Source organism: Longimicrobium terrae (assembly GCF_014202995.1).
GTDB lineage: Bacteria > Gemmatimonadota > Gemmatimonadetes > Longimicrobiales > Longimicrobiaceae > Longimicrobium > Longimicrobium terrae.
The window spans coordinates 113,971-132,880 of sequence record NZ_JACHIA010000002.1 but is presented as its reverse complement, the minus strand read 5'-3'; the positions used below and the strand labels follow the sequence as shown (position 1 = coordinate 132,880).

Sequence of the window (18,910 nt, the reverse complement as noted above, 5' to 3'; positions counted from 1 at the left end):
GGCCGAATCTGTATGGATCTGCCCGGCGGGTCAATCGGATACTTCGGAAACTTTGCGGGAACCGTCAATCTCTTCACACGTCTCGCTCCGCCATCCCAGGGGGCATCTCTCAAAGATGACATGTTGTTGCGGGGACGCTACTTACCACGCCAGCCATGTCATCCTGAGGGAGCGCGGGCCGGCCTCTCCATCCGCCGAGTCATGCGCGACCGAAGGATCAACCATCCGCCGCGCCAACGTCGCGACACCCACGCCCGTTCTCGCGGGGAAAGTAGATCCTTCGTCGGCGCCAAGGTTCGGCGGGACGGCGGCAGCGTCCGGCGCCTCCTCAGGATGACATGTTGTTGCAGGAAGGCCAGTTACCACGCGCAGCCATGTCATCCTGAGGGAGCGTGCGCCGGCCACTCCGTCCCGCCAAGGTCATGCGCGACCGAAGGATCTACCATCCGTCGAGCCAACGCTGCGACAGGCACGCCCGTTCTCGCGGAGAAAACAGATCCTTCGGCGGCGCCAAGGTTCGGTGGGTCGGCGGCAGTGTCCGGCGCCTCCTCAGACTGCCAGACCGGTCGATCGCGGCGCGACGAGTGAGCCGGCACGTGCGCGGCGGAAGGAACGGGCGGCTCTCCATTGACGGATGATCGAGGATCGTAGAAGTTTCGATCCTGATCCCGTAGCAGACGCACGAATGATCTTCGGCCCACGATTGATTCGTGCGGGGGCGCGGCGCCATATTGCGCGCCGGGCAGGAACGATCCATCGCACAAGCGCAGGCACCGCATGGAACTGGGGCTCAAGGACCGCGTCGCCATCGTCGCGGGCGGCAGCATGGGGCTGGGCCGCGCCGTGGCGCGCGAGCTCGCGCGGGAAAAGGCGCGCGTCATCATCACCGCACGCAACGAGGCGCGGCTGCAGAAGGCCGCGGAAGAGCTGAGGCGGGAAACGGGCGGCCAGGTGTTCGCCATCCGCGCCGACATGACGCGCCCGGACGACATCCACGCGCTGGTGGAAAAGACCGCCGAACGGTGGGGCGGCGTGGACATCGCGCTGGCCAACGCAGGCGGCCCGCCGGGGACGCGCTACGAAAGCACCAGCGCCGAGCAGGTAGAACGCGCCATGGAGCTCAACCTCATGAGCACCGTGCGCCTGGCGCAGGAGGTGACGCCCTTCATGAAGCAGCGGCGCTGGGGCCGCTTCATCGCGCTCACCTCCGTCTCCGTCAAGCAGCCGCTGCCCGGCCTCATCCTCTCCAACACCGCGCGCGCCGCCGTCGTGGGATGGGTAAAGACGATGGCGACGGAGCTGGCGCCGTTCGGCGTGACGTGCAACGTGGTGGCGCCCGGGTACATGCTCACCGGCCGCGTAGAAGACCTGGCCGCGGAACGGGCGGAAAACGAGCAGCGCCGCCCCGACGAGGTGCTGGCCGAGATGAGCGCCCGCATCCCCATCGGCCGCATGGGCCAGCCGGAAGAGCTGGCCGCGCTGGTCGCCTTTCTGGCCTCGGACCGCGCTTCGTACATCACCGGCACGACCATTCAGGTGGACGGCGGGTTCGTCCAGGGACTGCTCTGATCCTTTCCCGACTGACATGCGCTTCACCGCACCTCTGCTGATTGCCGCAGCCGCCCTGGCCGCGTCTTCCGCCGCCGCCCAGGCGCCCCCGCCAGCCGGGCTCCGTCCGCCGACCTCGTGGGCGGACTGTGGCTTGACGGAGCTGGACGGACTGCGCCGCAACCCGAGCGCCGCCGAGCTGCGGTGCCGCTTTGCCGCGCGCGGGCCGGGCAAGTTCGGCCTGCTCTCATACCTGGACGTCCCCGTGTACCGGCCCGCCACGCCCTTGCCGGGAACGCACACGGTGGGCATCCCCGGCATGCCGCATCCCGCGCCGGGAGAAAGCTTTGAGCAGTGGGAGTGGCGCGTGCTGCGATCCTCGTTCGGCCCGGAGGCGCGCCGCGTTCACAACGACCTGATGCAGCTGGACCCCGTCTTCATGTCCATGATCCGCCGCTTCGAGCGCGAACTGGCGCAGGCCGGCGTGCGCGCGCGGCGGCGGGAGACGTACCGGGCGGCGGAGCGGCAGGCCTTTCTGTTTCAGCAGGGGCGGTCGCGGCCGGGCGGGTTCGTCACCAGCACGCTGACGTCGTGGCACTGCCGCGTGGACCGGCTGGGGCGCCCGGCGGCACGCGCGGCGGACTACGATGTGGCGCCCTCGCAGCTGGCGCGCTTTCACGACATCGCCAAGCGCATCGGGATGGAGGGATACGGGGCGGACAGCAACGATCCCGGCCACGTGTACCTTCCCGATACGGATGCCGCAACGGGCACCGAAGTCGCGGCGTTGCGCACCCTCGCGCGCGTGCAGCACGTGACGCTGGCGACGGGGCGGCCGGAGGGCGAGTGGCAGGCACCGGGCGCGCTGGCGCGGTGGAGGCAGCGCACGCTGGACTTCATCCGCAATCCCGTCCCCGTTTATCCTGCCCCCTACGATCCCGCGCTCCCCATCCGCACGCTGATGCTGCCGCTGGTCACGGACGGCGACGTGATTGTCCGCTGATTTGTCTCGGTCAGGATGAGAAAAAAGGAGGAGCGAGAACCGGGTTCTCGCTCCTCTTCTTTTGCACGGTGCGCTGGCCGGGAGGCCCCGCCCCCGGCCCCTCCCCGTGCAAACTGCCGCACGGAGAGGGGAGAACTGCAACTCAGCTTGGTCCCGGATGGTGCTGCGCGGTCGGAAAGGCCCCCTCTCCCCGGCCCTCTCCCCCGCTCCGCGGGAGAAAGGGAGACCTCAGCACGGAGGCAGTCTCCGGTTCGTTCAGGCTGGATCTTGCCCGGGGAAAGCTTCACGGCAGGCCTTCGTCTCCATGGGTTGGCGCGGCGGTTTGTGCTGAGCGCGGAGACCGGCTTGCTGTGCGATGCCATCCTAACGTTTTCCTCCGTGACCTCCGTGCATCCTCCGTGACCTCCGTGTGAAACGGCAGTTCCAAAGCAGGAGACGCGAAAAACCCCGCCCGGTGCACACCGAGGCGGGGTTTCTTCCATCCAGCATCGCGATCGGAATCAGCGCCGCGCGAGCGAGGCAATCTGCCGCGTGTGGTGCTCCAGGTGCACGGCGGCGAGACGCACGCCGCGGTTCCAGTCGATCACCCCGAAGAACGGATGCGTCAGCCCCGGCCTGCCGGACGCGCGCGCCACGGACAGTTCGTGCTCAAAGCGCTCGCCCAGCGCGCGGAGATCCGCCAGCGCGGCCGTGCGCGAGGGCAGGTTTTCCGCCACGGGGCGCACCTCGCGCGGCGCGGGGGCCGCCTTGGGGAATGTGCGATGGAAAAGCATGTGCGGCAGCATCAGCGTCCGCAGCACCCCCCGGCGGAACGGCGTGAGCTTCATCCGCATCCCCACGCCCTCCGTCATCTCGGTGATGAAGACGCGGTACACCATGGCCAGGTGCTCGGTAATCTGCGCGGGCGACCACTTGCCCGGCGCCCACGGCTGCGTCCACGCGGCGTCGGAAACGGTCTGGCCGGCGTCAAGGTACGCGGCGAGCGCGACCTGGTGCTCTTCCAGCGCGGCGGACCAGCGGGCGTCGGCGCGGGGCGCGGTGGCGGTGGCCATCGGCGGATGAGTGCGGGGTGAGGGGATGAGGTGCAACCGGGCCGGGGGACGGCCCGTCCATCAACGGAAGGAAAGCGGGGCGGGTTTCAGCCGCCCAGCCACGCGCGGATGCGGATGGGCGACTCGGTGAACTTCCACCCGGCCTTTTCCCACGCGTCGATGCGCCGCAGCACGTCGGCCGCGTCCTGCGTCTGCTCGCGTCCGCCCTGCTCCGCGCCTGACCACTCGCGGGTGGCTACGCGCCCCTCCGCGTCCGGGCGAAAGCAGAGAAGCACGAACCGCTCGCGCCCGTCCGGGCTGGCGGCCTGAAAGCCGATGTTGTCGCCGCTCACGGCCGCTCCCCGGGAAGGGTGACGGCCACCGGGGACGAGCGCACGAACACCACGCCGGGCGAGGGCTCGCCACGCGAAACCAGCCCGTCCACCGCCATCGCCGCGAACAGCAGCGCAAGGTACAGCAGCGAGTTGCGGTACAGCGTCCACGCCGGGCGGACGAAATCCGCCGCGCGCATCACCCGCACCACGTCGCGCAGGAACCACGCGCCCAGCACCGCGGCCGACACGCCGTACACCGCGCCCAGTCCGCCGTACGTCACCGGGCCCAGGGTAATGGGGATGAGGATGAGCGTGTACAGCAGCATCTGCTTCATCGTCTCGCGCTCGCCCCACACGTTCGGCGCCATGGGAATGCCCACGCGGCCGTAGTCCTTCTGCTTCACCAGCGCCAGGGCCCAGAAGTGCGGCGGCGTCCAGAAGAAGACGATGAGGAACATGTAGACGGCGGTCAGCGAGATCTGCCCCGTGGCGGCCGCCCAGCCCACCAGCGGCGGAAACGCGCCCGCCGCGCCGCCGACCACGATGTTCTGCGGCGAGGTGCGCTTGAGCCAGCGGGTGTAGATGAAGACGTAGTACAGCAGCCCGGACATCGCCAGAACGCCGCTGAGCAGGTTCACGAACAGCGCGAACACGGCAAACGCGGCGGCCCCCAGCGTGATCCCGAACGCCAGCACGTGCGCCGGCGACATGCGGCCGCTGGGGATGGGGCGCAGCTTCGTCCGCGGCATGTGCGCGTCGATGTCGCGATCGATGAACATGTTGATCGCGTTGGCGCCGCCCGCCATCAGGTAGCCGCCCAGCATGGTCCACATGACCGACGACCACGACGGCATGCGGCCCAGCGCAATGAGCATGGGCGCCACCGTGGTCACCAGCAGCAGGCTGATGATGCGCGGCTTGGTGAGCGTCACGTAGTCGCGCAGGCGCTGCGCGACGCCGCCGGAGCCCGTGCGCGCGGCGGCGATGCCCGCGCGCTGCGTGGCGGTGGTCATCTCCCCGTCCGTGCCGCCCTGGGTGCCCGCGGCGCGGGCGAGCGGGGCGTCGGGGGGGAATGTGGCGATCGCGTCGGACATCAAGCTCGCTTCGGTTCCGGGTCAGAGTGGCCCAAATATACGCGCCGCAGGCAGAAGCGCCACCCTCGGCCGCGCGCCGCGCGGAGCTTTCCCGACCCGGCGGAGGGAGATTGCCCCACGCGGCCAACCCGGTCGCGCCCAAGCACTTGCGCCCCGCCGTCCCCGGTGCTTACCGTGTGCGCCGAAATCCACGTCCGCCGCGCGCCCGTTTCCGCATGACCGCAGACCTTTCCGCCCGCAGGGGCTTTGCCCGGTATACCTGGCTGGTGCTGGCCTACACCGTGGCCGTGGTGCTGTGGGGCGCGGTGGTGCGCGCCACCGGCTCCGGCGCGGGATGCGGCAGCCACTGGCCCGCCTGCAACGGGCAGGTGGTGCTGCGCGCGCCGTCGCTGGAAACGCTCATCGAATTCACCCATCGCGCCACCAGCGGCATTCTGGGGCCCATGGTGATCGCCATGGTGTGGATGGCCTGGCGGCGCTTTCCCAAGGGCCATCCGGCACGCGCCGGCGCGGTTGCGTCCCTCATCCTGACGCTGACGGAAGGCGCGGTCGGCGCGGCGCTGGTGAAGCTGGAGCTGGTGGCGCACAACGCCTCCGTCTGGCGCGCCGCGGCCATGGCCGTGCACCTGACCAACACCTTTCTGCTGCTGGGCGCGCTGGCGCTGACGGGGTGGTGGGCCAGCGGCCGGCCGGCGGTGCGGCTGCGCGGGCAGGGCGCGGCGGGCGCGCTGATGATTTCCGCCGTCGTGCTCACGATTCTGGTCGGTGCGATGGGGGCGGTGACGGCGCTGGGCGATACGCTGTTCCCCAAGACGTCAATGGGATTCGAGCTTTCGGCGGTGCACTTTCTGGAGCGGCTGCGCGTGGTGCACCCCATCGCGGCCATTGGAACCGGGATCTTCGTGGCGCTCAGCGGACGGATGGTGCGGCGGCTGCGTCCGGGGCGCGAGACGGAGCGGCTGTCGACGGCGCTGGTGGCGCTGTTCGGGCTGCAGGTGATGGCGGGGACGGTGAACGTGGTGCTCCTTGTCCCCGTGTGGATGCAGCTGGTTCACCTGCTGCTGGCGGACGCGCTGTGGATCACGCTCGTCCTCACCGCGGCCTCCGTGCTGGCCGCCGAGCCCCGCGCCGAAGCCGCCCCGCTCCCCGAACCCGCGTCCCCCCGCCCCGCCGCGGTCTGACCCGGTTTGGGGTGGATGATGATCGAAAGCCCCTCGTCCGCATTCCGGGCGAGGGGCTTTGTTGTGCGGCGACGGGGGTGCCGTGCATGGGACCAGTCTTCCCCCGCTCCGCGAGGTGAAAGGCAGACTTCAGCGTGAGGGCAGACGGAGACTCGCGTCCGCCGCCGTGGGCCCTCACCCCGCGTGCTGCGCACGACGACCCTCTCCCACGAACAGATGCTACCCATTACCCACAGGAAGTGGAGAGCAGGAGACGCCGAAGCGCGATCGTAAAGTCCATGAGCCGACGGAAGCCGGTCCATAGGGACTGGACGCCCGGTTCTCCGTCCCGTTTGCGCCCCATGAAGCCGCCCAGCATCGCGATCATGCGTACCGCCTCTCTCACGGTCGGCGGCTTCTCCGGCAATGCGCGCGGCCGGGTGGAGCCGACCACGTACAGCGCCTTCCACTCGTCTTCTTCCAGCACGGCCGTACAGGGGAGTTCGGGCGCCACGCGCGCCACATAGGTCATGTACAGCAGCCTCCACGCGACGACGTTGTAGAGGGCCAGCGCCCGTTCGATCCGGTCCGCGTCCGCCAACTGCAGGTCCTCCATCCCGCAGCCGCTCTTCAGCACGTAGTGGTAGCGCTCCACCTTCCAGCGCTGTGCATAGGCGTGGACGACCTCCATCGCTTCCTCCAGGCCGTGCACCGCGACCGTGGTGATGATCATCCATTCGATCGGTGCCTCGCCCTCGGGCACCGTCCGGGTTTCCCGCACCCGTACCACGCTGACGCACACGGGCGACAGATCGCCCCGCCCCAGGTGGTTGCGCGGCGGCTCCAGCGTCACGGTGCAGGCTCGCACCTCCAGCGCCGCCGTACGCTCCTTCCGCTTGCGCGAGCGCGGCACGTGCACCTGCATCTCACCCACCACCGCGGCGGCTTCCACGGCCGCGTGCAGATAGCCGAACCCTTCGCCCGCGAGCTTCCGCTCGTGCGTCGCGCGGACCACCAACTCCACGCCCGGCCTGCGCGGCATGGCGAACAGCTCGAAGATGTCCGCTTCGCGATCGCCGCTGATCCAGACCTCCACTTCGTGCGGCAGCAGGGACTCGACCGCGTCCACGGTCTCCAGCCAGCGAAAGCTCTCCTTCTCCTCGATGAGCCGCTTCCGCCGCGTCCCCCGCTTCTCTGCCGCGTCCTCCCGCGCCCACACCTGCTGGCTGACGATCCCCAGCGGCACCCCCTCGATCGTGCTCATCAGCGCCGAATGGACGAACAGCCCCCGCTGTCCTCCCGAGCCACCCATCGGACCCAGGCCCAGCATCCGGCTGTCGGAGTCTCCAAGGCTCAGCCCGGTCGAGTCCTGCTCCACCAGCACGCGCTTGAACCCGGCGGCCCGCTCCGACGCTGCACGCGCGTGCGCCAGCCGGATCTCCTCGGCGGACACGGCCTCTGAACTGAGCGCGCGATACGCCGCCTTCGTGTCCGCGGCGTTCCCGCATGCCTTCGGGATCGAGGCTTCCGGATTCGCCGAAAACAACTCGATCATCCGGATCACCCGCTGCTTCAGCCGCGGATCACCCAACTCCAGTGTCGCCATCTCCGCCCCAACCCACTCCGCTCCCATCTCTCACCCCGCTTTTACTGGTTTCTCCTTCGCGCCAGTATAGGACAGGTCTGTGGGTAATGGGTAGCGAACAGATGTGGGAGAGGGAGCACACACCAGTCCGGCGCGGATCCCATACGCAGTTGAAGCCCCGAAGCGGATGCGCCAGCAGCCGGTGTCGGGGCTTTCCGCTTTTGGAGCGGCGGATTTATTCGCTCAACCGGGCTCGCCAACGGCACGACTGATGGGGACCACCGCACATCATTGGCGAGAGATGGCTTATCTGCCGCCGTATGTGCTGTTCCCTATTCCCTATTCCCTATTCCCTTGCTCCACCATCCCCGCCCGGAATGTGAATTGCACCCCCGCGGCGCGGGTTTCGGCGGGTGGATCAACAGCGGGGAGAGTCTGTGTCGAACGTGGCGGAAACGGTGGGAAGCGTGCTGCGGGGCGGCGACGTGAACGTGGGGCGGACGGAGCGGATCGCCTCCACCGTGGGCGGGAGCGTACTCGCGATTCTGGGGCTGCGGCGGGGAGGCGCGTCCGGCGTCCTCCTGGCCGCGGCGGGCGCCGCGCTGGCCCACCGCGGCGTCACCGGCCACTGCGCCGTCTACTCCGCCTTGGGCCGCGACACCACCGCGGCGGACACCGGCACGGCGCGGGAGCAGGCGATCTCGTCCGGCACGACCGCGGACGGCATGCGCGGCGAGGCGTCGATCACCGTCCAGCGCCCGGCGGACGAACTGTACCGTTTCTGGCGCGACTTCCGCACGGCGCCGCGCTACCAGGCGCGCATCGTTTCCGTCCAGGTGGTGGATGACACGCGGTCGCGCTGGGTGGCGGAGGGCGCGCGCGGCCGCAGCCTCACATGGACGTCCGAGGTGACGGAAGACGTGCCGGGGCGGCGCATCGCCTGGCGATCCGTGGCCGCGTCGGATCTGCCCAACCGCGGATCGGTGGAGTTCACCCCCGGCGCCCGCGCGGGAGAAACGATCGTCCGCGCCACGCTGGAGTTCGAGCCGCCCGCCGGCGTGGTGGGACAGGCCATCGCCAGCGTGATGCACCAGACGCCGGAGGAGATCATGCGGAGCGATCTGCGCGCCTTCAAGGCGCTGATGGAAGGCGGTGCCGCCGGGGGCGCGGCGTGAGCGCGCGCGACGGGGCCAGCGCCGCCGGCGCTCTCGCCGTCACCCAGGGCGCCTTCTACCTGGCCACGGGGCTGTGGCCCATCGTCCACCTTCCCAGCTTTGAGGCCGTCACGGGGGAAAAGACGGACAAGTGGCTGGTGAAGACCGTCGGCGCGCTCATCGCCGCTGGCGGGGCGGCGATGATGATGGCCGGGCTGCGCCGCCGCGTCACGCCGGAAATCGCTCTGCTGGCCGCGGGCTCGGCCGCCGCGCTCACCGCGGTGGACGTCAACTACACGGCCAGGCGCGTCATCCCGCCCGTCTACCTGCTGGACGCCGCCGCCGAATCCGCGCTGATCGCGGGATGGGCCGTGCTCGCCGCCCGTTCTCCCCTCTTCGACGACGCGGACGAGCGGCCGGGCGCGAACTCCGGCCGGGACCGCTCCCCGCGCTGAACCGCGTTCATTCCGCGGCGCACGAAGGTCCGCCCGAAACGGCATCCCGTTGCGCCGCATTCGGTTGCAGGATCCGCCACCCACGCGCGGAGCACGCAAACCGACTTGCGCGATCCCGCTTTTTCCTGCATAGTTGACCGGTTGCAGCATCCACCCGCGCCGCGGGCGCACGCGTGCGGGCTCCGGTCCGCGCCTGCCCTCCCGCGTGGGCGGACAAAGTTTCGACAGGTTCCGGCGCCGCCGGCCGGGCGTTCAGCCCGCGCAGGGCCCGCCGCCCGGCACCGTGCTCCGGCGCGGCCGCCCGCAGGATCGTTCGCCGCCGCTTCTCGCGAGCCGCGCAGGCACCACCCGCCAGGGTTGTGCCTTTTTCCTCCCAGTCCGGGGTGCACCGCCGCCCCAGGAGATTTCCCTCCGCATGCGCAAAGTCCTGCTCACCACCGCCGCCGTTCTGCTCGCGGCGGGCTGCTCCGACGGCGGCACCGAACCGTCCGTGCCCACCTCCGTGGCGGTAACCGCGGTCACGCCCTCGCTGAACGCGCTGGGGGCCACCACTGTGGTGCACGCCACCGTGAGCGACCAGAAGGGCCGCGCCATCACCGCCGCCCCGCTCACCTGGACGGCCAGCGGCACGTCGGTCTCCGTGGTGGGGCTCGGCGGCGACAGCGCCGTGGTGACCGCGGCGGCCAACGGGTCCGGCATCGTGACCGCCACCTCCGGCACCGCGTCGGGCTCCACCACCGTGCAGGTGGCGCAGACCGCGGCCAACGTGCTCAAGGTGGGCGGCGACGCCGAAACCGGGCAGATCGGCCGCGTGCTGACCAGCCAGGTGCGCGTGCAGGTGCGCGACCGGCTCAACCAGCCCATCGTGGGCCAGACCGTGAACTTCGCCGTCACCGGCGGCAACGGATCGGTGTCGCCCGCCTCGGCCACCACCAACACGGACGGCATCGCCTCCACGTCGTGGACGCTGGGACCGGCGGTGGGCGCCAACACCGTCATGGCCAGCTTCCCCGGAACCACCATCGCGTCGGTGACCTTTACCGCCACCGGGAGCGCGACGGCGCAGGGCACCATCCTGCTCAACACCGGCAACAACCAGGCGGCCATGGTGAACACGGCGGTTCCCGTGGGCCCCACGGTGCTGGTGGCGGACGCCGGCGGCACCGCGCTGGGCGGGCAGACGGTGAACTTCAGCGTGCGCAGCGGCGGCGGCACCATCACCAACGCCACCGCGGTCACCAACGCCAACGGCATCGCCGCGCTGGGCGGCTGGACGCTGGGACCCAGTGCCGGGCCGCAGGAGGTGCTGGTGACGGCTCCGGGCGTGAACGCGGCGCCCGTAGTCATCCGCGGTGTGGGCTGCGCGGGCGGCGGACCGGGCACCACGGGCTACAACATCACGCTCTGCTTCACCTCGCCCATGACGCCGTCGCAGGCGCAGGTGTTCCGCGACGCGGCCGCGCGCTGGGCGCAGGTCATCAAGGGCGACCTGCAGGACCTGACCGGTGCCGTTCCGGCCAGCGCCTGCGCCCCCGGCACGCCGTCCATGGACATGGACTACGACGACCTGCTGATCTTCGCCATCGTGGAGCCCATCGACGGCAGCGGCCGGGTTCTGGGCCAGGCGGGCTACTGCTACCGCCGCGTGAACGGGCTTCCCGTCATCGGCCTGATGCGCTTTGACGCCGCGGACGTGAACGACCTGGAGACCAGCGGCACGCTCGGCGCGGTGTTCCTCCACGAGATGGGCCACGTGATCGGTGTGGGCTCGTCGCTGTGGACCAGCATGGGCTTCCTGCAGAACCCCAGCAGCACCAGCAGCGTGCTGGACACCTACTTCAACGGCCCGGGCGCCGTCGCGGGCTTCGACGCCATCGGCGGAACCACCTACACCGGCGGCCAGAAGGTCCCGGTGGAGAACACCGGCGGCGCCGGCACGGCCAACGGGCACTGGCGCGAAAACGTGCTGCGCAACGAGCTGATGACGGGCTACGTGGCCAACGGGGCCAACCCCATGAGCCTGGTGACCGTCCGATCGCTCGCGGACCTGGGCTACCAGGTGGATCTGGGCGCGGCCGACAACTTCTTCCTCACGCTGGCGCTGCAGGGCCAGCAGGGCGGATCGGCCAGCTTCATCCCGCGCACCTTCAAGCTGCACAACGATGAGCTGAAGCTGCCGCAGTTCACCATGGACCGCGCGGGCCGCACGACGCGCATGCAGTAACGCACCAGAGCGGCCCGGCGGGGTGCAGTCCGCCGGGCCGCTCTGGTGGGATGGATGAACGGAATCCGGGTGCGCGCCTTTCTTCGGCGCGCACCCGGATTGTTGTTGGGCGGATGAATCCGCCGGGCCGCTCTGGCGGGATGGATGAACGGAATCCGGGTGCGCGCCTTCTTCGGTGCGCACCCGGATTGTTGTTGGGCGGAAGGATCCGCCGGAGTTCACGCGGAGGCCGGGGGGTACGCGGAGGTGCGCGGGGGGATCGGGCGCCGGGCGAGGATCGGTGGAGCGATGAGGAGATGGGGGGATAGATGAAGGGCCTCGCCACGGGCGGTGGCGCGGACGGATGCTCTCGTCCGGTCGCGCCGTCGCGGGGGGAGGCCCTTCGCTGCCGTGGGGCGGATCAGTCCAGGGAGCCGGCGGGGGTGTCGGGGTCCACGGGAAAGCCGTTGCGCGCGGCGCGGACAAACGCCTCCACCACCCCCGGATCGAACTGCGTCCCCGCGCAGCGGCTCAGCTCCGCCAGCGCTTCTTCGCTCGTGCGTGCGTCGCGGTACGGGCGGCGGGTGATGATGGCGTCGTACGTGTCCACCACGGAAATGATGCGGCCCTGCAGCGAGATTTCCTCCCCGCGCAGGCCGGCGGGGTAGCCGGTGCCGTCCCAGTGCTCCTGGTGGTGGAGGACGGCGGGCAGGCCGGGCACCAGGAACGAGCTGCGCGCCATGATCGCCGCGCCGATCTCCGGATGCCGCTTCATCTCCGCGTACTCCTCGTCCGTCAGCGGCCCCGCCTTGCGCAGCACCGCGTCGCTCACCCCGATCTTGCCCACGTCGTGCAGCAGCGCGCCCACCCACAGCGCGCGCAGGTCCTCGCCCGAAAGGCCCATCTCCCGCCCGGTGGCGGCGGCGTAGCGGGCCACGCGCTCCACGTGGCCGCCCGTGTAGTCGTCCCGCGTCTCGATGGCGGCGGCAAGGGAGCGCAGCGCGTCCAGCAGCAGCACCTTGAGCTGCGCGGCCTGCTCGGCCACGCGCTCGCGCAGGTGCTGCTGGTGCGCGCGGTTCTCGCGCAGCAGGCGGCGGTACGAGAGGGCCCGCTCGGCGGCGAACAGCACCTCGTCCACGTTGAAGGGCTTTACCAGGTAGTCGTCCGCCTGCAGCCGCAGCGCCTCCACCGCGTTCTCCACCGTCCCCGCGCCGGTGAGGATGATGAAGCCCGTGGTGTCGTCCAGCGCGCGGATGCGGCGCAGCAGCTCCAGCCCGCTCATCCGCGGCATCTGCAGGTCGGAAAGGATCAGGTCCGCGCCGTCGCGCTCGAATGCGTCCAGCGCGGCCCGTCCATCCTCCACCTCCACCACCTCGTAGTCGCCCCGGCGCAGCATGGCGCGCAGAACGCCGCGCACCCCGGCGTCGTCATCCGCCACCAGCACCCGCGGCGCCATGCTCACTGCGCACCGCCCGCGTCCACCCGGAACCCGCGCACGTCCAGCGCCAGGTCGTGCGCCACGCGCAGTCCCGCGCGCCCGCGCACCGAAAGCTCGCCGCTGGCAATGCGGGCCACCTCCACCTCGTTCACCAGAAAGACGGTGGTGTCTGCCCCCACGCGTGCCTCCAGCGTGTTTTCGCGCCCCACGCCCTCGCCGTCGCGGTTGGCGGCCGGGCTGCGCGTCCAGTCGCGCACCAGCGGCGTCTCGGCCCCGGCGCGACGCTTTACCAGCACGCTGCCGTCGCCGCGGAGGAGGAAGTAGCTGTACGTCTGCCCCGCTTCCGGCGCGTCCAGCCCCGCCCCGCCGAACACCAGCCCGTATCCCTCGTGCAGCCGCCCGGTGCGCTTGTGAAAGGTGGCGCGCACGGTGTACGGCGGCGCCAGGTCGGCCCCGTCCGCCGGCCACAGCACCGTGTGCGGCCCCGTTTCCACCAGCAGCCCGTCCGCGCCGGGCGTCAGCGTGACCCCCTCGCGCGGGTTCACCCGCCACGCGGAGGCGGCCTGCGCGCCGGCCGGTGGCGGCGAAGGCGCGGCGGGAGCGCCGGGCACGAGCGAGTCCGCGCCGCCCTCCCTACGGGCGGGCGCGTCGCCGGCACAGGCGGCGAGGGCCAGAAGAATCAGCGGAAGCGGCGTGCGTGGCATGGCGTGACTAGGGCGTCAGGGAGCGCCGGAGCTCGTCCAGCGGCAGATCGCGAAGGGGTACTTCCAGCGGCACGACCAGTTCGCTCTGCGTCTGCGTGCGCAGGCGAAAGGTGTCGCGCAGGTGAATGGGCAGGTCCTGGCGGATGGGGATGGTGGTCTTGACCGGAACCCGCACCACGCGGTTGCCGAACGGCGTGTTGATCGGCAGCTGAAAAGTGGTGTTGATGGGGACGTTGGTATTCAGCCGGATGCGGTAGCTCTGGTCGATGGGGACATCGAACCGCACCGGCGTGCCGGCGGGGATGCGCACCGTGTACTTGAGGGTGGCGTCCTGTTCTTCCAGCCGGGTGATGACGCGGTCCAGCACCGGGGCCAGCATGCGCTCGGGATGGCGGATCAGGTACAGCAGCACGCCGTTGAGCGCCAGCGACAGCAGCGCGACGGCCAGGGCGGCGGGCGCCAGCCAAGGCGCGCGCCAGGACGAAGATTGGATCACCGGTGCCGGCGGAAAAAGGGAGACCGTGTTCCCGGCGGAACATACGTCAGGGGCACGGCAGTGGAAATGGGCGCGTCCCTTATGACACCCGGCCCCTCCGCGCGTTGGCGGAAGAGGGCCCCGCGGGGAGGATAATCACCCGTGCGCCCCCACCGCCCGCCCGCCATCCACGCGAATCCATCCGACCCGCTCCACACTGGTGTGTGCTCCCTCTCCCACATCCGTTCGTGGGAGAGGATCGCCGTGCGCAGCACGCGGGGTGAGGGCCCACGGCCCGCCGCGCACAGGCCCGGTACGCGGCAGAATTCCTCTTGAGCGAATGAATCCGCCGCTCAAACAGCGGGAACCCCCGACACCAGCCGCTGGCGCGTCCGGTTCGGGGCTTCAACTGCGTCTTGGAACCCGCAACAAGGACGCAGTCCAGTCCGCGAAAGCGGACTTCGTGTTTTGCGAGGCGCGGTTTCAACCGCCGGACGACACCTGCGGACGCGCGCCGAAGCCCGCTCCCCAGCCGAACGGCTCCCCCTCCCCCGCTTGCGGGGCGAGGGGGCTGGGGGGAGGGGGGAGCCCGCCGCCGCGCCGAACCATCCGGAACGTACGATCCTGGGGTGTGCTCCCTCTCCCACATCCGTTCGTGGGAGAGGGTCGTCGTGCGCAGCACGCGGGGTGAGGGCCCACGGCCCGCCGCGCGGTCAGCTACGCACGAAACGTCCGTCTCGTTTCAGACTCGCGCCGCTTCCGAAGCGTCACTCCGCCGACGTCAGGGCCCGCAGCTTGAGCATCGTGCCCCAGTTGCGCGTCGTCACGCGGTCCTTGAGCACACGGGCGACGGCTTCCGGAAGGCGGCTATCCAGCGATCCGTCCGGGCACCAGAAGTACGCCGCGCGCCCGCTGATCGCCAGTTTCTCCGTCCCCCAGTCCTCCCGCATCAGCCCGTCCAGCAGCCGCAGTTCCGCCGGATCGCGCGGGATGGCGACAAAGAGCCGCGAGGGATTGTCCACCTCCGCGCCGATGCCGTTCTCCGCCACGATCTGCGCCACTTCCGCCGCCGTGAGGACGATCACCCGCGCCGGCACCCCGATGCGCGGCCCGGCGAGCACGCCCTCGATGCGTGCCGCCGCCTCCTGCGGCGCGGTGCCGGTCGCGGAGTACACGACGTTGCCGCTGTTCAGCAGCGTCTTGACGTTCGTGAACCCAAGCTCCTCTACCCCGTCGCGCAACTCGGCCATGGGCACGCGCTTGGACTTGCCCACGTTGATCCCGCGGATCAGCGCCACCTGCATGTCCGTCATCGGCTTTCCCCGTTCCCCGCCCTCAATCTTCCACCAGCGCCTGCAGCTTCCGGGGCGCGATCCGGCAGTACGACTGGATGATGAGCCCGCGCAGCTCGGCGTCGTCCACCGCGTCGATGTGAATGCCGATCCATCCTTTTACGCCCACGTACGGCGGAATGAAGTACGCGTCCGGCCGCGCGCGCACCAGCATCTGCTGCACGCCCACCGGCGCCGCGCACCACAACCCGTCGCGCCCGCGGCCGTGGTGCGTTCCCGCGCTGGCGTGCATGGCAAAGATCTTCTTGCGGACGCGGAACGTCGGCTCGCCCCACGCCGCCTGCTCGAACGCTTCCGGGAGCGACAGGCAGATCGCCCGCACCCGGTCTAGGGCGTTGCGATCGGCCGGGGGACCGGCGTCGGCCGGGAGATCAGCGGCGCTCATCGCTGGCGCGGAAGGAGTGGGGTGGACAGGAACCGTTCTCCACGGAGCAGGAGTGTTTCCATCCTCGGAAGCGATTCACACCGGCGGCGGAAACCGATCGTCTCCCGGCCCATCACAGCAGCAGCGTGAATGCGACCGCGATGGCGGAAATCATCCACACGGTCAGCAGCATCTGGTAGACGAGAAAGAGGCCAATCGCCTTGGGCACCGTCCGCAGCCACGATTCCGCGTGCACGCGCCGGAGGGCGATCGCGAGGTACGCCAGGGCGATGGCGGCCAGCACGGCGCCCCACGGCCCGCGTCCCGGCTTCTGATCAGGAAGTAGCCGGTCCGCGATCATCAGCAGCAGATAGAACGCGCTCCAGTGCAGCGCGAACACCGCGTGGGCCAGGTATCCGCGCCGCGCGCGCCGGTGAAATCCCGCCACCACCAGGCCGAACAGCAGCACCGAGCCCACCAGAAAGACCGGCAGGTAGCCCGCCACCGCGGCCTCGAACCGCTCCTGGAATACGGGGAGTGAAATCCCCCGCGCCGTAAGCTGATCCAGGACGGACGCGCCCATGTCGCCGCTGACGCCGGCCGCGTTCAGCGAGCTCACCACCCGCCGCGTGGCGGGATCGAAGGTGACGAACGGGCGGTAGGCGTTGACGAAGAAAAACGCCGTCGCGGCACCCAGGTACAGCTGCAGCGGCTGGGCGTAGCGCACGCGCCGGCCGGCCAGGTATTCCGCCGTCAGCTCCCCCGGGCGCACCAGCAGGCGGATCACGCTTCGCGCCACCCGCGAGTCCACGCTGGTGAGGTCCGCCGCCAGCGCCCGCAGCACGCCCGCCACCGTGGACGACGGCGGCTCCGCGGCCTGCCCGCACTCGTGGCAGAAGCGGCCGGCCAGCGCGGCGCCGCAGTTCTCGCATGCCCCCACGGACGGCATCGCGAGTGCGGCGGGCGCGGACACGCTCATTCCGGTGCGTACAGCCGCACCTGCATGCACGACGGGCAGCGCCACCCGTACACGGGCAACTGCCGCTTTCCCTTGAGCTTGAGGCCCGTCCACCGGCCCTTTTCCGGCGCGCCCTGAACCCACATCCCCACCGTGGGAGAGGTGCCGTCGTTGCTCAGCATGAACCCGCCTTCCAACGGACGCTGGCAGTCGGGACAGATGGGAGATGCCATGAGGGTCTGCCTTCGGGGAGAGGACGGACGAGGCGCGCCGGACGGAGGTCGCCGGCGCGCCGTCCCGCGGATGGTTCAGGCCGTGGCGGGAAGCTCGTAGTCGAATTCGTACGCATGCTTCCCGTCAGGCATGACGATCTTCATCGTCCCGGAAAGTCCCTCCAGCTCGCCCGTCCCCGAGTCGGGGATGACGGAAATGGTGAGGCTCTGGGCGCCGCGGTCCATCACACCCATGTGCATCAGGATGAAGGTGCCCGCGCGTCCGTCCAGCGCGCCGATCACCTTTTCCATCGCCACGTACCCCGCGGAACCCGTCACCGCGGTCATCCCCGCGAGCATCTGGCCGATGCTGGTGGCCTCCAGATCGCCGTGGTACTGCTTGTCAAGCAGCATGCGGCCCAGCGGCGATCCCTCGTCCGCCTGGGGCGTCATCTTGACCTCGAACGGGCCGGTCACGTGCGTCATCGGGTATCTTTCAGGGCTCGGAAACGGGGTGTGGGCGGAGACAGCAGAGTGCCGGTGCCGGCCGCCGCTGTCAACCGCGGACGGTGGCGGCTTCGGACCCTCCGCACCTGCGGCGGCGGAATCCGCTCTCCGGCATCCACTTTCCGCCGACGGAGGGCCGCCGGGACGGGACGCGGCCGCGCGGCTGACCGGAAACATGGCATGCATCTGGCCCCTGTCTCCCGCTTCCTTTCAACGATGGCAACGGGAACGGATGTACGGAATGCGACACCTGCCGGCGATCGCCGCGGCGGCCGTGCTGGCCGCGGCATGCGGCGGCGATGAACACCGGGGCTACACCAATCCCGACACGGACCCGCAAGCCCGGCCAACCACCGCCGCCGCGCCGGCCGTGGCTCCCCCGCCCGCGCCGCCGGTGCTGACCGCCGCCGATTCCGCCACCGCGCAGGCGAGCGTCGCGGCGCAGGCGGATTCCGTGCGTGCGGCCATGCTCACGGTGCGCGTGCTGGGCGCCAGCGAGGTGGGCCGGCTTCGGCAGGACGTGAACAAGAAGCAGATCGCCACGGCGCAGCGGCTGGGGCAGCGCGCGTCGGGCGAGGCGCAGATCCGCGAACTGGTGCGCGCGGGGCGGCTGGTGGCGCTGGGCGACAGCACGGAGTTCTGGGTGCTGCGCAGGATGGACCACTCCAGCCCGTACGTCACGCCCGACGCGCGCGCCAACCTGGTGGAGCTGGGCCGCCGCTTTCACGCGCGGCTGGACAGCGCGGGGCTGCCGCACTACCGCATGAAGGTCACGTCCGCCATCCGCACGGACGAGAGCCAGGCGGACCTGCGCCGGATCAACTCGTACGCGTCGCGAATCGTGAGTGCGCACGAGTTCGGCACCACCATCGACGTATCGCACGAGCGATTCGCCGTCCCCGTGCCGCGTCCGGGAGACGCGGCGGCCGGGCTGCGGGCCAGGGTGCTGGAGGAAGTTGGCAAGGAGAACGCAAAGCCGCTCCAAGCCATGCTGGGACGCGCGCTGCTGGAGCTGCGGGATGAGGGCGCGCTGCACGTGATGATCGAGGACCAGCAGCCCGTCTACCACTTCACCGTCGCGCGCCGCTATCCCTGACGCGTGATCGTGAGCGCGCATGCTGACGTGCTGCGGACAGCTTTACCGCCCTCACGCGGAGGCCGCGGGGGTTCGCGGAGGTCGCGGAGGGATTTCCGTCCGCTGGGCCGGCCAAGCGGCACGACACCAGAACTTTGGAAGATAAAGCGGGAGCCCGGCCAGTCTCAAAAGGTTTGGAACCAGCGTTGAGAAAAAAGGAGGCGCATCCTCTTTTCGCCTTTCGTTGCTGTTTCCAC

19 protein-coding genes are annotated in these 18,910 nt (G+C 70.4%); 7 read left to right on the top strand and 12 right to left on the bottom strand.

Features of this window, described 5'->3' with window-relative positions; all coding sequences use genetic code 11:
• Positions 1-777: 777 nt before the first annotated feature.
• Both HNQ61_RS04190 and HNQ61_RS04185 read left to right on the top strand, forming a co-directional pair.
• The gene (locus HNQ61_RS04190; protein ID WP_170038011.1) at positions 778-1,569 is read left to right on the top strand and encodes an SDR family oxidoreductase; all 792 of its coding nucleotides are present in this window, start codon (positions 778-780) and stop codon (positions 1,567-1,569) included.
• Positions 1,570-1,585: 16 nt separating this feature from the next.
• On the top strand, positions 1,586-2,551 hold the full coding sequence (locus HNQ61_RS04185) for a M15 family metallopeptidase domain-containing protein (RefSeq protein ID WP_170038013.1): 966 nt from the start codon (positions 1,586-1,588) through the stop codon (positions 2,549-2,551).
• A 500-nt stretch (positions 2,552-3,051) separates the two neighbouring features.
• Here HNQ61_RS04185 and HNQ61_RS04180 read toward each other — a convergent pair whose 3' ends face one another.
• The 3 genes from HNQ61_RS04180 to HNQ61_RS04170 all read right to left on the bottom strand — a co-directional run bounded on the left by HNQ61_RS04180 (position 3,052) and on the right by HNQ61_RS04170 (position 5,011).
• Complete coding sequence (locus HNQ61_RS04180) at positions 3,052-3,603, bottom strand: DinB family protein (RefSeq protein ID WP_170038015.1); 552 nt, start codon at positions 3,601-3,603, stop codon at positions 3,052-3,054.
• Between the two features lie 86 nt (positions 3,604-3,689).
• On the bottom strand, positions 3,690-3,935 hold the full coding sequence (locus tag HNQ61_RS04175; protein WP_170038017.1) for a hypothetical protein: 246 nt from the start codon (positions 3,933-3,935) through the stop codon (positions 3,690-3,692).
• Positions 3,932-5,011, bottom strand: coding sequence for a heme o synthase (locus tag HNQ61_RS04170; RefSeq protein WP_205761954.1), 1,080 nt, complete (start codon positions 5,009-5,011; stop codon positions 3,932-3,934). Before HNQ61_RS04170 ends, HNQ61_RS04175 begins: the two co-directional genes overlap by 4 nt.
• A 215-nt stretch (positions 5,012-5,226) precedes the next feature.
• On the opposite strand from HNQ61_RS04170, the gene HNQ61_RS04165 reads away from it, so the two are divergent.
• Positions 5,227-6,192: a COX15/CtaA family protein gene (locus HNQ61_RS04165; protein WP_170038019.1), complete on the top strand. Its 966-nt coding sequence runs from the start codon at positions 5,227-5,229 to the stop codon at positions 6,190-6,192.
• A 226-nt stretch (positions 6,193-6,418) separates the two neighbouring features.
• Here HNQ61_RS04165 and HNQ61_RS04160 read toward each other — a convergent pair whose 3' ends face one another.
• A complete protein-coding gene (locus HNQ61_RS04160; protein WP_276510302.1) occupies positions 6,419-7,804 on the bottom strand; it encodes an IS4 family transposase in 1,386 nt (461 codons plus the stop codon).
• A 389-nt stretch (positions 7,805-8,193) separates the two neighbouring features.
• Here HNQ61_RS04160 and HNQ61_RS04155 point away from each other — a divergent pair, with 389 nt between their 5' ends.
• From HNQ61_RS04155 to HNQ61_RS04145, 3 genes are all read left to right on the top strand, one after another.
• Positions 8,194-8,931: an SRPBCC family protein gene (locus HNQ61_RS04155; protein ID WP_183685511.1), complete on the top strand. Its 738-nt coding sequence runs from the start codon at positions 8,194-8,196 to the stop codon at positions 8,929-8,931.
• Positions 8,928-9,365 carry a hypothetical protein gene (locus HNQ61_RS04150; protein WP_183685510.1) on the top strand — a complete coding sequence of 146 codons (438 nt, stop codon included), beginning with the start codon at positions 8,928-8,930 and terminating at the stop codon, positions 9,363-9,365. Before HNQ61_RS04155 ends, HNQ61_RS04150 begins: the two co-directional genes overlap by 4 nt.
• Positions 9,366-9,780: 415 nt before the next feature.
• Complete coding sequence (locus HNQ61_RS04145; RefSeq protein WP_170038023.1) at positions 9,781-11,589, top strand: Ig-like domain-containing protein; 1,809 nt, start codon at positions 9,781-9,783, stop codon at positions 11,587-11,589.
• A 400-nt stretch (positions 11,590-11,989) separates the two neighbouring features.
• Here the strand turns inward: HNQ61_RS04145 and HNQ61_RS04140 are convergent, their stop codons facing one another.
• The 8 genes from HNQ61_RS04140 to HNQ61_RS04105 all read right to left on the bottom strand — a co-directional run bounded on the left by HNQ61_RS04140 (position 11,990) and on the right by HNQ61_RS04105 (position 17,557).
• Complete coding sequence (locus tag HNQ61_RS04140; protein WP_240979021.1) at positions 11,990-13,024, bottom strand: HD-GYP domain-containing protein; 1,035 nt, start codon at positions 13,022-13,024, stop codon at positions 11,990-11,992.
• 2 nt (positions 13,025-13,026) lie between these two features.
• Positions 13,027-13,710: a hypothetical protein gene (locus HNQ61_RS04135; protein WP_170038027.1), complete on the bottom strand. Its 684-nt coding sequence runs from the start codon at positions 13,708-13,710 to the stop codon at positions 13,027-13,029.
• Positions 13,711-13,717: 7 nt separating this feature from the next.
• Positions 13,718-14,206, bottom strand: a complete 489-nt coding sequence (locus tag HNQ61_RS04130) for a hypothetical protein (RefSeq protein ID WP_170038029.1) — start codon at positions 14,204-14,206, stop codon at positions 13,718-13,720.
• Positions 14,207-14,952: 746 nt separating this feature from the next.
• Positions 14,953-15,498: a DUF1697 domain-containing protein gene (locus HNQ61_RS04125; RefSeq protein WP_205761957.1), complete on the bottom strand. Its 546-nt coding sequence runs from the start codon at positions 15,496-15,498 to the stop codon at positions 14,953-14,955.
• Positions 15,499-15,520: 22 nt separating this feature from the next.
• On the bottom strand, positions 15,521-15,922 hold the full coding sequence (locus tag HNQ61_RS04120; RefSeq protein WP_170038031.1) for an MmcQ/YjbR family DNA-binding protein: 402 nt from the start codon (positions 15,920-15,922) through the stop codon (positions 15,521-15,523).
• Between the two features lie 112 nt (positions 15,923-16,034).
• Positions 16,035-16,880 (bottom strand): DUF3667 domain-containing protein, encoded by an 846-nt coding sequence (locus tag HNQ61_RS04115; protein ID WP_170038033.1) that lies wholly within the window; start codon positions 16,878-16,880, stop codon positions 16,035-16,037.
• On the bottom strand, positions 16,877-17,092 hold the full coding sequence (locus HNQ61_RS04110; RefSeq protein ID WP_170038035.1) for a hypothetical protein: 216 nt from the start codon (positions 17,090-17,092) through the stop codon (positions 16,877-16,879). Before HNQ61_RS04110 ends, HNQ61_RS04115 begins: the two co-directional genes overlap by 4 nt.
• 75 nt (positions 17,093-17,167) lie before the next feature.
• Positions 17,168-17,557: a DUF3224 domain-containing protein gene (locus HNQ61_RS04105; protein WP_170038037.1), complete on the bottom strand. Its 390-nt coding sequence runs from the start codon at positions 17,555-17,557 to the stop codon at positions 17,168-17,170.
• A gap of 262 nt (positions 17,558-17,819) precedes the next feature.
• On the opposite strand from HNQ61_RS04105, the gene HNQ61_RS04100 reads away from it, so the two are divergent.
• Positions 17,820-18,674 carry a DUF5715 family protein gene (locus HNQ61_RS04100; RefSeq protein WP_170038039.1) on the top strand — a complete coding sequence of 285 codons (855 nt, stop codon included), beginning with the start codon at positions 17,820-17,822 and terminating at the stop codon, positions 18,672-18,674.
• The last annotated feature ends 236 nt before the right edge of the window (positions 18,675-18,910 follow it).